Consider the following 13894-nt stretch of genomic DNA (forward strand, 5'->3'; position numbering starts at 1 on the left):
GCAATACTAGCCACAGTGGATTGCCGCGGGCAGGGGTTTAAGGGGATGGATACTGCAACCGGACGCTACCGAAGCTTCGGCTTATTTCTTGCGGAAGCGGCGCACGGTTTGGTGGGCGACGCCGATGACGTCGTCAGTGAGTTGGGTGACCTGCTGGCGGCGCTGGGCGCGCTGCTCGGCGATCTCGCGGGCGTGGGCAGCTTCGATCTCGAGCTGCTGAATGCGCACGAGCTGGCGGCGCTTCTTCTCCAGCTGGCGGATACTGGGGGTGTACCAACTGTCGGGTCCCACCTTCATCACGTAGAGCAGAATGAACAGAGTGGGAATGATAAACAGCGGCAGGAGCGTAAACGTCCCGCTGAATGCGGCCGCCGCTACCGAGACGCCCATCGCGCCAATGGTGCCCAGCCAGAACGCGCCCGCACGCATCTTCTGCCCGTCGCGCCGAGCAGCCACGATTTCATGGCTGCTGTAGAGCTGCACGTCCTCGCCGGTGGCGGATACAGGGACAGGGACCGGGCCGACCAGTCCCACCGCGGTGGTGGGGGTGGGGCACTGCGGGATGTCGCTGAACACGGGTTCCAAATCTGACTGGAACGTCGCCTGCGCGATCGCGGTGCAGCGTTGATCGAACTCCTCCATGGTGATGCGGCCCTCACCGAGGGCGTTGCTAAGCGCACTCATGGCATGGTTGCGCTCGGTGTCGCTGAGGCGGTATCGGCCGTACGGGGTGCTCACCCGACCTATTCTAACGCGGCCGGGTGAGCCGCCACTTTCTCAAGCACGCCAGCGCTCTTCGGGTCCCGTCACCCTGTCCTCGAACCGCTGGCGGGCGGCGTCGTACTCCTGCTCCGGGAGCGTGTAGAAGTACTCGCGCGGCACCACCGATTCGACCCGATTGAGGTACTCGGTGACGAAGCCTTCGACGTTGGCGCCGCTGCCATTGAGTGAGTTCACGTTGACGTAGATAAACAAAGGACGCGATATCGGGTAAGCACCGGATTGGGTCTGCTCGGCCGTAGGCGCGATGCTGTCGATGAGCACGTTGTCGATGCGGTCGCGGATAGGTCCTGCGGTGGCCAAATAATTGCCAACACCCATGAACCCAATCGCGTTGACGTCCTCGGCAATCCACTCCGAGAGCTCGTTGATGTCGTCGGTCGCGGCGTAGTCGTCACGCATTGTCTGACCGCCGAGGGCGATCTCATCGAACACCCCTAGTGTGCCTGAGCCCTCCGGGCGACCGACAAGCGTGATGTTCTCGGCGGGCCACGCCGGGTTGATGTCCGCCCACTGCGTCACGCTCGAGTCCGCCGACCAGATCTCGCGCAGTTGCTCCATGCTGAGATCTGTCGCCCAGTCGTTCGCATCGTTTTTCACGATGGTGATCGCGTCGAGGGCAATCGGCAATTCGATGTACTCGACGCCGTTGTCGGCGCACATCGCCTGGAAATCCGTGTCCTCACCGGCTCCGGGGATGGCAACGGAGGAGTTGTTGATGTCGGAGTCGCCAGTGCAGAAGGCATCAAAGCCATCCGTCGAACCGTCTGCGGTGATGTCCACCGTGTAACCGGTGCGTTGGGCAATGTGGCGGGTGATCGGTTCAACCGTGGCGGAGCCGGAAACCACTATTGTCTCACCATCGGCGGCGGCTGAGCTTGATTCAGCAGCACAGCCAGCGACAAAGAGGGCACCTGCGACGGGAAGTGCGATGAGCTTGTTCATCTACTTCGGTCCTTTTCGCAGCTCGGAGGTGAACGTGCGGAAGAAGTCCAGCAAGGTGGTCCACCTCGCGTTAGTCATGTTGAGGTATTCGGGGAGTCGATCAATTTCTGCGTGCTGGTCCGGGGTGAGACCGCGAGCCCTGTTGCGCCCGCGGGCAGCGAGTTCGCCGCGTAGCAGCTCTGCGGTTTCTTCCACCTCATACAAAAGCGCCTCAAGTTCGCGATCCGGTGCCTCGCTGAGCACGAGCTCCTGGGCGAAAGTGCTGAGGTCGGTGTTGTTGTCGGATGGAGATCCGTTCATGGTTGCCCCTTGTTAGAAGAACGAGTTGGTGATGAACACGGTCAGAAGCGGGATGGCGAAGAACACGCCGCCGACCCAGGCGAAGACGTAGATCTTGTTCTTGTCCGCCAGACCTGCGAGCCACTCGGCGCCCTTCGGGGGCAGGTGGCGCAAGAACGGCAGCGACAGGATGAGGACCGCCGAAAACACGTTGTACATGGTGTGCACCAACGCACCGGTCATTGCTGCTTCCGCTTCGACCCCGGAGGCGGAGAATGCGGCGATCAACCCGGTCACGGTGGTACCGATGTTCGCGCCGACGACGAAGGGAAACAGCTCGCGCATGTTGAACTTGCCGGACGCAGCAAGCGGAACGGTGAGCGAGGTGGTCGTCGACGAAGACTGCACCGCTGTGGTGATGGCCGCTCCCGAGAGCACGCCGGTGACGGTGCCCTCCCCGAGCGCGGTATGCAGCATCTTCTGTGCCTTGCCGACGAGCAGCGTGGAGAGCATTTTGCCAATGAACCCGATCACGGCCAGAATCAGCGCCACGCCGGCGATGGAGAGAATGACTCCACCCCACACGCCGCCGATCATCTCCGCTAAGTTCTCAGCAACTCCGACCAACGGTTCGGTGATCGCGTCAACGAATCCTCCGATGGCGTCGAAAGCAGACGAGATCACTCCGTCGCCCTGGCCCGCCAGCGGTTCGGCTAGCGCGCTGGATACTCTCGTGAGTAGCCCGGTGACAAGCTCGAGCGGGAAGAAGATCACCAGCGCGAGCAGGTTGTAGAAGTCGTGCACCGTCGCCATGGAGAAGGCGCGCTTGAACTGTTCACGGTTGCCGGAAAGCCCAAGGGCAACCAGTGTCGACGTCACGGTGGTGCCGATGTTCGCGCCGAAGAGCATCGGAACGGCCACCTCCAGCGGCAGGCCGCCGGCAACCATTCCCACCACGATGGAGGTTGTGGTCGACGATGACTGCAAAATCGCGGTGGCGAGGATTCCGATTGCTAGGCCGACGAAGGGATTCTCGGCAAAGGCGAAGAGTTCCTCGGCACGGTCGCCAGCTGCCATTTGGAAGCCAGAGCCGATCATGCCCACGGCGTTGAGCAGCAACCAGATGGCGAGGACGACGGAAAGCCACTCCGCGATCTTTTTCGCGCGGCCCTCGAGTGGCAAAGACCCGAGGGGATCCGATTTCTTCTCGCCAGATTCACCACCCGGGTCCTCATCGCTGTCCTGGGGCGAAGGCTCTTCGTTCCAACTGTTGTTGTGGTCGTAACCATCCGCTTCTTCAAGGGTGCGGATGCTGCCGGAATCGTGTGTGTCTCGGTGGGTGGGTGTACTGGAATCGCCTCTGCTCATCTCACTGCTCTCACTTGTTGAATCAGCGTGGTGGTGCTCCCTTACCACCGGCCAGGGTAGGGAGAGCGTGAGAAGACCCGGTTAAGGGTGGGTGAACAGCGCTAGAACCTCCGAGAGGCGGAGCCTGGCTAGTCCTCCTCCCAGAATTGGGACTGGTTCATCCGCCAATACGCGCCGCGGCGTTCGAGCAGTTCGGCGTGGGAACCCTGCTCGACGATGCGGCCGTCCTCCATAACGATGATCGTGTCTGCGTCGCGGATGGTGGAGAGGCGGTGGGCGATGACGAAAGAGGTGCGCTCGGAGCGCAGCGCGTTCATCGCCTTTTGCACCAGGACTTCGGTGCGGGTGTCCACCGAGGAGGTCGCCTCATCAAGGATGAGCACCGACGGTCGGGATAGGAACGCACGGGCGATGGTGATCAGCTGGCGCTCACCGGCGGAGATGGATCCGCCGTCTTGGTCGATCACGGTGTTGTAGCCCTCGGGTAGTGAGTGCACGAAGCGGTCTACGAAGGTCGCGGTGGCGGCCTCGATGACCTCGGCGTCTGTGGCGTCGAGGCGACCGTAGCGAATGTTCTCCATAATCGTGCCTTTGAACAGCACCGCGTCTTGGAGCACCATGCCGATGTTGCCGCGCAGCTGCGGGCGTGAGAGATCCCGGATGTCTACCCCGTCGAGGGTGATCGCGCCGGCGTCGACGTCGTAGAAGCGCATGATCAGGTTGACCAGGGTTGTCTTGCCCGCGCCGGTGGGGCCGACGATCGCGGCGGTCTGGCCTGGCTTGACGTGCAGCGTGAGGTCCTGAATCAGGGGCTCATCGGTGTAGGAGAAGGACACGTCGCGGAACTCGACCTCGCCACGTGCGCGGCCGCTCAACGACGTGCCGGTGCGCTCCTCTGACTCTTCGTCGGCGTCGAGGAACTCGAAGATGCGCTCCGCAGACGCCACCCCAGACTGCAGCATTTGGGCCATGCCGGCGATCTCACCGAGAGGTTGGTTGAACTGGCGTGAGTATTGGATGAACGCGGTGGCATCGCCCAGCGTCAGAGAACCCGAGGCGACCTTCAGGCCACCGAGGACGGCGATGACCACGTACGACAGGTACGAGATGAACTGCATGATCGGGTGCATGGAGTTCGCGAGGAACTGGGCTTTCGAGGAGGCGTCGAAAAGCGCGGAGTTCTTCTTAGCAAAGTCCGTGCGCAACGACTCGGTGCGGCCGAAGATGAGCGCGACCTCGTGCCCGGTGAAGGACTCTTCGACGTGCCCGTTGAGCTCACCGGTGAACTTCCACTGAGTGGTGAACTGTTTCTGGCTGCGTGTGCCCACCACGCCCATGACCAGACCGGTCAGCGGGATAGCCAGCAGGGCGACGATGGCGAGCTGCCAGGAGATCCAGAACATCATGATGATGATTCCGGCCACCATCAGTGCCGCATTGAACAGCTGCGCGAGCGCTTGCTGGAGCGCCTGCTGAACGTTGTCGACATCGTTGGTGGTGCGCGACATGATGTCGCCGCGCTGGCGGGAGTCGAAGTAGTTCAGCGGCAAGCGGTTGAGCTTGCGTTCCACGTCTTGGCGCAGCCGGTAGACGGCGGCCATGGAGATGCGGTTGAGGATCGCGCCCTGGGCCCACATCAGCACGCTGGAGACGAGGTACAGCGCGATGACCGTGATAATCAGCGCACGCAGGCGCTCGAAGTCGATGCCTTGCCCGGGGCGCAGGTCCATTGCCTCCGCCATCGCGGCGAGGCGGTCCTGGCCGGAGGCGCGCAGGCCTTCGACGGCTTGGTCCTTAGTGACTCCGGCGGGGATCTGCCGGGAGAACACGCCGGAGAAGATGACGTCCATGGCGTGGCCCATCACGCGCGGGGCGTAGACGGCCAAGACGACGGAGGCCGTGTTCATGATCAAGACGGCGGCCAGCCCCAGCTTGTAGGGCGTGAGCAGGGAGAAGAGTCGCTTGGCCGAGGGCCAGAACTGCTTGGCCTTGCGCGGGGCTTTGTTCGCCCAGTCGTCGCCGGCCATCTTCTCTTCGAACTCGGCGAGCTGCTCGTCCGTCATGTCGGGGGCAGTTGTGTGCTCGCTCATGCGTCCACCTCCTGCTGGGAATCGACGATCTCTTGGTAGGTGGTGCTGGTTGCGAGCAGCTCCTCGTGGGTGCCGCGGGCGACGATTTCGTCGGCTTCCATTACGAGGATCTGGTCGGCGCCGCTAATCGACGCCACACGCTGCGCGACGACGATCACCGTCGCGTCGCGGGTTGCAGCCTTCATTGCCTCGCGCACCCGCTCGTCCGTGATTGCGTCGAGGGCGGAGAAGGAGTCGTCGAATAGGTACACCTTGGGCTGTGCGACGAGCATGCGGGCGATGCAGAGGCGCTGGCGCTGACCGCCGGAGACGTTGGTTCCGCCCTGGGAAATCGGCATGTCGAGCGAGTCGACGAACGTGGCCTGGGCGATCCGTAGCGCCTCCCAGAGTTGCTCGTCTGTCGCACCCGGGTTGCCCATGCGCAGGTTGGTCGCCACCGTGCCGGAGAACAGGTATGCCTTCTGCGGGACCATGGAAACGCGGTCGACGATGTCGGCGCGGCTCATCGCGGTGACATCGGTGCCGTCAACACACACCTGCCCACTCGTCGCCGCGTGCAAGCGGGGAATCAGTGAGACCAACGTGGTCTTGCCGGCTCCGGTAGAGCCGATAATGGCGGTGGTGGTGCCGGGGTGCGCGGTAAAGGTGATGTTGCGCAGGACCGGCTCGTCCGCACCGGGGTAGGTGTAGGAGACATCGCGGAACTCGACGACGCCTTCTCGTGCCGCAGGCCGCAGCTCCTGCTCGGGGGCGCGGATCGCCGGGGCGTGGGAGAGCAGCTCGGCGATGCGGCGCGCACACACGATTGCACGCGGCAGCATCATTGCCATGAAGGTTCCCATCATGACGGCCATGAGGATCTGCATGAGGTATTGCATAAACGCGGTGAGTGAGCCGACCTGCACTAGGCCCTGGTCGACGCGGTGCCCGCCGAACCACAGCACGGCCGCGGTGGCCAGGTTGAGGATCAGCATGATGACGGGGAAGAGCATGACAAAAATGCGGCCGATGTTGAGAGAAACGCGCGTGATGTCCTCGTTAGCCTCCGTGAACCGGGACAGTTCGTGGTCTTCGCGGCCGAAAGCGCGCACGACGCGGATGCCGGCGATCTGCTCCCGCAGCACGCCGTTGATGGCGTCGAGTTTGCCCTGCATCGACTTGAACAACGGCATGAGTACCGCGATGAGAACACCGACGACCACGGCTAACACAGCGACGGCAAGGGCGACCAGCCACGACATGCCCGGGTCCTGGCGCACCGCCATGATGATGCCCCCGATGGCCATGATGGGGGCCGCGACCATGAAATTGAGGAAGAGCAGGTACGCCATCTGCACCTGTTGGACGTCGTTCGTGCCGCGGGTGACCAGGGTGGGGGTGCCGAAGTAAGAGAGGTCCTCGGCGGAAAAGCTGCTGACACGAGAGTACACGTCGCTGCGGATGTCGCGGCCGACGCCCATCGCGGTGCGCGACGCGAACCACACTGCGGCCACCGCGGCGATGACCTGGACGAAGGCAACGGCGAGCATGACCGCGCCGACGCGCCAGATGTAGGGCACGTCGGCGTTGGCTACGCCTTCATCGATGATCTGCGCGTTCAGATCAGGCAAGTACAACGTTGCGAGTGTGGTGATGAGCTGGAGCACCATCACCACGGTGATATAGCCCGCGTATGGGCGCGATGCGCGGGCGACGATTCTGACAAGGTCCAACGGGTGGCCCTTTCCGTATTCCGAATGTGAGACTCACACATCCTATACAGGGGTTCGGGCGTCCCGCCGACCGTCGTTAAGCGGCGTGCGCTTAGCTGCGCGAGTGGCGCACCATGTCCTCCCACTCGACGACCTTCTTGCGCTCGCGCTGGTTGAGGCCACAATCTTCGCCGAGGGAGCGCTCAACAGCATCGAGCTTGTACCAGCCGTCCCAGGTGGTGTACTCGATCCCGCGGGACTCAAGAAGCGCCAGGATCGCATCCGGGTCGGAGTGCGTCGGAGCGGACAACGCACCGGCCTGCGCATCGGCGATGAGCATGTCCGTGGTCTCTTTGGCATCGGACTTCGTGTTGCCGATCAGGCCGACGGGGCCGCGCTTGATCCAGCCGGTGACGTAGAGGGAATCGGCGAAGGAGGAGCCGTCCATGACGTGGCCACCGTCGTTCGGGATCACGTTGCGCTCCAGGTCGAAGGGCACGCCCTCAACGGGCTCGGAGCGGTAGCCGATGGCGTGGTAGACCTGCTGGACCGGCCAGTCGGTGAACTTTCCGGTGCCGCGCACGCCGCCTTCGCCGTCGTACTCCTGGCGCTCGGTGCGCACGCCCACAATGGCGTCGCCGTCGCGCAGGACCTCCACCGGCTCCTCGAAGAAGTGGATGTGGATCTTGTGCGGGGCCTCGTCCGGCTCGCGCATGGCGTATTGCTCCAGCACCTGGCAGTTCAGGTCGATGGACTTGTCAGCGCGGCGCAGTTCCTCGGACTGCTGGTCGTAGTCGATGTCCTCCGGGTCGACGAGGACCTGGATGGTGGCGGACTCGTCGAGTTCGCGCAGCTCCTTCGGGGTGAACTTCGCCTGCGCGGGTCCGCGGCGGCCGAACATGTGGACAACCTCGGCCTTGTTGTTCTTCAGGGACTCGTAGACGTTGTCTGGGATCTCGGTGACGAGCAGCTCGTCGCCAGTCTTGGCCAGGATGCGGGAGACGTCGAGGGCGACGTTGCCGACACCGATGACGGCGACCTCGCGTGCGGAGAGGTTCCAGTCGCGCTCAAAGCGCGGGTTTCCGTCGTAGAAGCCGACGAACTCTCCGGCGCCGATGGAAGCGTCGCCGCCCGGGATGAGCAGCTCGCGGTCGCGCACCGCGCCGGTGGACAAGATGATGGCGTCGTAGTACTCGCGCAGTTCATCGATGGTGATGTCTGTGCCTACCTCGATGTTGCCCAGGAGGCGCAGCTCCGGCTTATCCATCACGCGGTGCAGGGAGGTGACAATTCCCTTGATGCGCGGGTGGTCGGGGGCCACACCGTAGCGGATCAGCCCGAAGGGAGCGGGCATCTGCTCGAACAGGTCAACGTGGACGTCAATGGCCTCGTTGCGGATCAGCAGGTCGGATGCGTAGATGCCGGCGGGGCCAGCGCCGATGACGGCGACGCGCAAGCTCATCTGGAGGGGATCCTTTCCATGGGGAAGATTTTTATTCGCCTATCGTACCTCATAGACCAAGTGGTCTAAAGGGTTGTCCCATAATCTGCCAGTGTTAAGTTGGGCGGGGCAATTCCATTCACTAGACCGCGCTAAAGCTTTTCATTCACCTGCGTCGTTGCACCTAATGTGGCTTAAAGGTGGTCCCAACATTGTGGCAGACTGACTGGTATGACAAACTGAGCCTACTTTCTCAAAAACGCCAAAAAACTAGACAGAACAGTCTACGAGTGCCTACGGACAGGAGGGACCCCACCGTGGCGGACACCACCACCCGCGCCCCGCGCGCGCGAAAGCCCGAGGGGCAGTGGCTTATCGACGGCACCGCACCCCTCAACCACGACGAGGAGCTCAAACAGCTCGAGCCGGTGATGCAGGTTAAGCAACGCGTTATCGACATCTACTCCAAGGAGGGTTTCGACTCCATCCCTCCGGAGGACATCGCCCCGCGGTTTAAGTGGCTTGGGATTTACACCCAGCGCAAGCAGAACCTCGGCGGTGAGTTCACCGGCCAGGACAACTCGGTGCTCCAAGATGAGTACTTCATGATGCGCATCCGTTTCGACGGCGGCCAGTGCACCACCGAGCAGGCCCGCGTGGTCGGAGAGATCTCCCGCGACTATGCACGCTCCACGATTGACCTCACGGATCGGCAGAACATTCAGCTGCACTGGGTGCGCATCGAGGATGTTCCCGCGATCTGGGACAAGCTCGAGTCCGTAGGGCTTAACACCTGGGATGCCTGCGGTGACGTGCCGCGCGTCGTACTCGGCTCACCGGTGGCGGGTATCGCGAAAGACGAAATTATCGACGCAACCCCGGCTATTCGCGAGATTCAGAAGATAGTGACCAACGAGGAGTTCCAAAACCTGCCGCGCAAGTTCAAGTCGGCAATCTCCGGTAACTCCCGCCAAGACGTCGTGCACGAGATCAACGATCTCGCCTTCATCGGTGTTGTCCACCCCGAGCTCGGCCCCGGTTTCGAGTGCTTCGTTGGCGGCGGCCTGTCGACCAACCCGATGCTCGCACAGTCCCTCGGCGCATTCGTCACCCTCGAGCAGGTGCCCGAGGTGTGGGCGAATGTGGTGCGCATCTTCCGCGACTACGGCTACCGCCGCCTGCGCAACCGCGCGCGCCTCAAGTTCCTCGTCTCGCAGTGGGGTGTGGAGAAGTTCCGCCGCATCCTCGAGGAGGATTACTTGGGCTATGCGCTTCCCGACGGCCCCCGTGCCCCGCACAACCTCGTCGACCGCGATCACATTGGTGTTCACGAGCAAAAGGACGGCAATGTCTACCTCGGCGTCAAGCCCACGCTGGGGCACATGTCGGGCGAGCAGCTCATCGCCGTGGCGCAGTTGGCGGAATCCTACGGCCTGAGCCAGTTGCGTTTCACCCCGTTTAAGGAGCTGTTGTTCCTAGACGTGGACCCGGGAGACGTCGATAAGCTTGCGTCCGATCTCGAGGAGATGGGGCTCTACGCTGCGCCGTCGGAGTTCCGCCGCGGCCTTTTGTCGTGCACCGGCCTGGAGTACTGCAAGCTCGCGCACGTGACCACAAAATCGCGTGCCATTGAGCTTGCCGACGAGCTCGAGGAGCGCTTCGGCGACCTCGACAGCCCAATCACGATCTCACTCAACGGCTGCCCCAACGCCTGCGCACGCCACTACGTCTCGGACATCGGGCTCAAAGGCCAGATGGTCCCCGGACCCGACGGCGAAAAAGTGGAGGGTTTCCAGGTCCACCTCGGTGGAACCATTGGAGAGGGTGCGAACTTCGGCCGCAAGATCCGCGGACACAAAGTCCGCTCCAGCGAGCTGGCCGAGTACGTCACGCGCGTGGTGGGCAACTACGTCACAGACCGTGCTGATGGTGAGACCTTCCGGGCGTGGTTGCAGCGCGCCGACGAGGAGAAACTGAAGTGAGCCTGCGTCGTGCGCCGAATCCGAACCGGAACTTTCCCACGTTCTGCCCGTATTGCGCGGGCGAAGAGCTCTACCCGGACGTGGAGACGGACTTTGCCTGGAACTGCGGGGAATGCCTGCGCGTATTCGAGGTGAAGTTCTACGGTCAAGACGACCCGGCCGTAGCGCACGCTCCGGCGAAATCAACGGAGAAAGCACTACAGGAATCGCTCACGCGGCGTGGACACACTGCAGCACTGAAGGTAATCGGGAACACTGGTAGGGACCTAGAAAGGGACTGACAATGCACAACTTGCTCGGCGGTCATGCCAGCTATCGGGATCCCGGAATCTCACCCGAAGGACCCACCTCCACGGATCCGCTGCCACCTGAGGTGGCGCGTCGCAACGCGGAGCTCGTCGAGGAACACGCAGACGCGCTGTACAACGCCAGCGCCGACGAGATTCTCGCCTGGGCGCACCAGCACGCGCCGGGCCCGCTCACGGTAACGCTGTCGATGGAAAACACCGTCCTTGCAGAGCTGGCCAAGGATCACCTGCCTGGCGCTGACTTTTTGTTCCTCGACACCGAATACCACTTTCAGGAGACCCTCGAGGTCGCGGACGCGGTGGAGCGGCGCTACCCGGGCCACCGGCTTGTGCGCGCCACAGCGCAGCTCACACGCGCCGAGCAAGATGAGGTCTACGGGCCGAACCTGTACCTTGCCAACCCGTCCGCCTGCTGCCGGATGCGCAAGGTCGAGCCGCTCGCGGTGTCGCTGTCGCCGTACGTGGGCTGGGTGACCGGCCTGCGCCGCGCTGACGGTCCGACCCGCGCAAACGCCCCGGCACTGTCGCTCGACGCCACCGGCCGGTTGAAGATCTCCCCGCTGGTGACGTGGTCGCTGGAAGAAACGGACGACTACATCGAGCGCAACGACCTGATCGTTCACCCGTTGACTACGCAGGGCTACCCCTCGATCGGATGCGCGACGTGCACCCTGCCTGTCGCCGAGGGAGAAGACCCGCGCGCGGGACGGTGGGCGTTTTCCGCGAAGACCGAGTGCGGGTTGCACGAGTAAACCGGCACACATTCCGGCCCACGTTCCGGCGAATAGAACTACCAATTAAAGGACGACACAGTGACTGAAGTATCCATCGCGGCCAGCACGGCCCAGGCGCTCTCACCGCACTTAAAGGACTTAGAGGACGAGTCCATCCACATCCTGCGGGAGGTGGCGGGGCAGTTCGACAAGATCGGCCTGCTGTTTTCCGGCGGCAAGGACTCCTGCGTTGTGCTTGAGCTCGCGCGACGCGCCTTCGCGCCGGCAGCGATGCCGCTAGAGCTGCTCCACGTTGACACGGGGCACAACTTCCCGGAGGTCATCGAGTTCCGTGACCGCGTCGTGGAGAAGTACGGGGTGCGCCTGCGCGTCGCCGCGGTGCAGGACTGGATCGACCGTGGTGACCTGGTCGAGCGCCCCGATGGAACCCGCAACCCGCTGCAGACGGTTCCGCTGGTGGAGACCATCGCCGAGGTCGGTTACGACGCCGTTCTCGGCGGTGCCCGCCGCGACGAGGAGCGGGCCCGTGCAAAGGAGCGCGTGTTTTCCGTGCGCGATTCCTTCGGTGGCTGGGACCCGCGCCGCCAGCGCCCCGAGCTGTGGGACCTTTATAACGGTGCGAAGCTGCCCGGTGAAAACATTCGCGTGTTCCCCATCTCCAACTGGACTGAGGCGGATATCTGGGAGTACATCGGTGCGCGCGCCATCGAACTTCCGGACATTTATTTCGCGCACGAGCGCGAGGTGTTTAACCGCGACGGCATGTGGTTGACCGCCGGCGACTGGGGTGGGCCCCGCGACGGCGAGCAGCTGGAGGTCCGCCAGGTGCGCTACCGCACCGTGGGTGATATGTCCTGCACCGGTGCTGTCGATTCCGATGCGACCACGATCGACGCGGTGCTCGCCGAGATCGCCAACTCCACCCTGACCGAGCGCGGCGCGACCCGCGCGGACGATCGCCTCAGCGAATCCTCGATGGAGGACCGCAAGAAGGAGGGCTACTTCTGATGTCAGCCACCACTATCCTCGCCGAGCGCCAGACGCTGCGGCTGTGCACCGCCGGCTCCGTCGATGACGGCAAGTCCACTTTCGTGGGCCGCCTGCTCCACGACACCAAGTCGGTGCTCGCTGACCAGCTCGCCAGCGTCGAGCGCACCTCGGCCGATCGCGGCTTCGAGGGCCTTGATCTGAGCTTGCTTGTCGACGGCCTCCGGGCCGAGCGCGAGCAAGGCATCACCATCGACGTCGCCTACCGCTACTTCGCCACCGACAAACGCACCTTTATCCTCGCCGACACCCCGGGGCACGTGCAGTACACGCGCAACACCGTCACCGGTGTGTCCACCTCCCAGGTCGTGGTCCTGCTCGTCGACGCCCGCCACGGCGTCGTGGAACAAACGGTGCGCCACCTCAACGTCGCGGCCCTGCTCGGGGTCGCCACCGTGATCTTGGCGGTAAACAAGATCGATTTGGTCGACTATTCCGAGGACACGTTCACCTCGATCCGCGCGGAATTTGAGCGCAAGGCCGCTGAGCTGGGTATCACGGATTCCCACGTTGTGCCGATCTCCGCGCTCAAGGGCGACAACGTCGCCGAGCGCTCTACGAACACCCCCTGGTATTCCGGCCCGACCGTGCTCGAGCTGCTTGAGGAGATCCCGGTGAACTCCGGGCGCGCCCTCGACCTCGATTTCCGGTTCCCCATCCAGTACGTGCTGCGCGAGCACGCCTCGGACTACCGCGCCTACGCCGGGCGCGTCGCCGCCGGCACGATCCGCGTCGGCGACACCGTGTCTGCGGGCGGGCGCACCACGACCGTCACCCACATCGACACCGCCGACGGTGGGCGCGATGAGGCAGTAGCGGGCGAATCGATCGCGCTGCGCCTTGCTGATGAGATTGACCTTGTCCGTGGCGACCTCATCGCCGCGGGCGTAGCTCCCGAGCCGGTTCGCGAGTTCGCAGCGACCGTGGTCGGACTGACAGAGAAAGAACTCTCCGCCGGCCGTCCCGTCAAGCTGCGCATCGGCACGGCGCTGGTCCGCGCCCGCATCGCCACCGTCGACCGTTTGGTGGATATTGACTCGCCGAACGGTGACGTTGACAGCCCCGAGTCTTTCGGGCTCAACGACATCGCCCACGTGACAATCCAGACCGCCCAGGACGTCGTGGCGGAGGACTACGCCGCCCGCGGCGCCGTGGGCAGCTTCCTGCTCATCGACCAGGTCTCCGGCAACACGCTGGCGGCAGGTCTCGTCGGAACCCGCCTGCGCTAG

At 63.6% G+C, this 13894-nt stretch carries 11 protein-coding genes; 4 read left to right on the forward strand and 7 right to left on the reverse strand.

Annotated elements, in window-relative coordinates; translation table 11 throughout:
• Positions 1-81: 81 nt before the first annotated feature.
• The 7 genes from VVR41_RS03325 to VVR41_RS03355 all read right to left on the reverse strand — a co-directional run bounded on the left by VVR41_RS03325 (position 82) and on the right by VVR41_RS03355 (position 8615).
• Positions 82-738 (reverse strand): DUF1707 domain-containing protein, encoded by a 657-nt coding sequence (locus VVR41_RS03325; RefSeq protein ID WP_368523584.1) that lies wholly within the window; start codon positions 736-738, stop codon positions 82-84.
• 39 nt (positions 739-777) lie between these two features.
• The gene (locus VVR41_RS03330) at positions 778-1725 is read right to left on the reverse strand and encodes a substrate-binding domain-containing protein (protein WP_368523585.1); all 948 of its coding nucleotides are present in this window, start codon (positions 1723-1725) and stop codon (positions 778-780) included.
• Entirely contained in the window at positions 1726-2025 is a 300-nt protein-coding gene (locus tag VVR41_RS03335) for a hypothetical protein (protein ID WP_368523586.1), read from the reverse strand.
• A gap of 12 nt (positions 2026-2037) precedes the next feature.
• The gene (locus tag VVR41_RS03340; RefSeq protein ID WP_368523587.1) at positions 2038-3372 is read right to left on the reverse strand and encodes a Na/Pi symporter; all 1335 of its coding nucleotides are present in this window, start codon (positions 3370-3372) and stop codon (positions 2038-2040) included.
• A gap of 128 nt (positions 3373-3500) precedes the next feature.
• A complete protein-coding gene (locus VVR41_RS03345; protein ID WP_368523588.1) occupies positions 3501-5462 on the reverse strand; it encodes an ABC transporter ATP-binding protein in 1962 nt (653 codons plus the stop codon).
• Positions 5459-7174 (reverse strand): ABC transporter ATP-binding protein, encoded by a 1716-nt coding sequence (locus VVR41_RS03350; RefSeq protein WP_368523589.1) that lies wholly within the window; start codon positions 7172-7174, stop codon positions 5459-5461. The genes VVR41_RS03345 and VVR41_RS03350 overlap by 4 nt, the downstream gene beginning before the upstream one ends.
• Before the next feature lie 91 nt (positions 7175-7265).
• On the reverse strand, positions 7266-8615 hold the full coding sequence (locus tag VVR41_RS03355) for an FAD-dependent oxidoreductase (protein WP_368523590.1): 1350 nt from the start codon (positions 8613-8615) through the stop codon (positions 7266-7268).
• A 296-nt stretch (positions 8616-8911) separates the two neighbouring features.
• On the opposite strand from VVR41_RS03355, the gene VVR41_RS03360 reads away from it, so the two are divergent.
• The 4 genes from VVR41_RS03360 (at position 8912) to VVR41_RS03375 (ending at position 13894) form a co-directional block, all read left to right on the forward strand.
• The gene (locus VVR41_RS03360; RefSeq protein ID WP_368523591.1) at positions 8912-10576 is read left to right on the forward strand and encodes a nitrite/sulfite reductase; all 1665 of its coding nucleotides are present in this window, start codon (positions 8912-8914) and stop codon (positions 10574-10576) included.
• Positions 10577-10859: 283 nt separating this feature from the next.
• Positions 10860-11636: a phosphoadenylyl-sulfate reductase gene (locus tag VVR41_RS03365; RefSeq protein WP_321102638.1), complete on the forward strand. Its 777-nt coding sequence runs from the start codon at positions 10860-10862 to the stop codon at positions 11634-11636.
• Between the two features lie 60 nt (positions 11637-11696).
• The gene (gene cysD, locus VVR41_RS03370; protein WP_409338263.1) at positions 11697-12626 is read left to right on the forward strand and encodes a sulfate adenylyltransferase subunit CysD; all 930 of its coding nucleotides are present in this window, start codon (positions 11697-11699) and stop codon (positions 12624-12626) included.
• Positions 12626-13894: a sulfate adenylyltransferase subunit 1 gene (locus VVR41_RS03375; RefSeq protein WP_368523592.1), complete on the forward strand. Its 1269-nt coding sequence runs from the start codon at positions 12626-12628 to the stop codon at positions 13892-13894. Before cysD ends, VVR41_RS03375 begins: the two co-directional genes overlap by 1 nt.

It is taken from the genome of Corynebacterium sp. LK2510 (assembly GCF_040946405.1).
Lineage (GTDB): Bacteria > Actinomycetota > Actinomycetes > Mycobacteriales > Mycobacteriaceae > Corynebacterium.

Excerpts from the sequence above, each read along its gene's own strand:
- VVR41_RS03330 (WP_368523585.1), bottom strand. The coding sequence starts at position 1,725 with ATGAACAAGCTCATCGCACTTCCCGTCGCAGGTGCCCTCTTTGTCGCT.
- VVR41_RS03335 (WP_368523586.1), bottom strand. The coding sequence starts at position 2,025 with ATGAACGGATCTCCATCCGACAACAACACCGACCTCAGCACTTTCGCC.
- VVR41_RS03340 (WP_368523587.1), bottom strand. The coding sequence starts at position 3,372 with ATGAGCAGAGGCGATTCCAGTACACCCACCCACCGAGACACACACGAT.
- VVR41_RS03345 (WP_368523588.1), bottom strand. The coding sequence starts at position 5,462 with ATGAGCGAGCACACAACTGCCCCCGACATGACGGACGAGCAGCTCGCC.
- VVR41_RS03355 (WP_368523590.1), bottom strand. The coding sequence starts at position 8,615 with ATGAGCTTGCGCGTCGCCGTCATCGGCGCTGGCCCCGCCGGCATCTAC.
- VVR41_RS03365 (WP_321102638.1), top strand. The coding sequence starts at position 10,860 with ATGCACAACTTGCTCGGCGGTCATGCCAGCTATCGGGATCCCGGAATC.
- VVR41_RS03375 (WP_368523592.1), top strand. The coding sequence starts at position 12,626 with ATGTCAGCCACCACTATCCTCGCCGAGCGCCAGACGCTGCGGCTGTGC.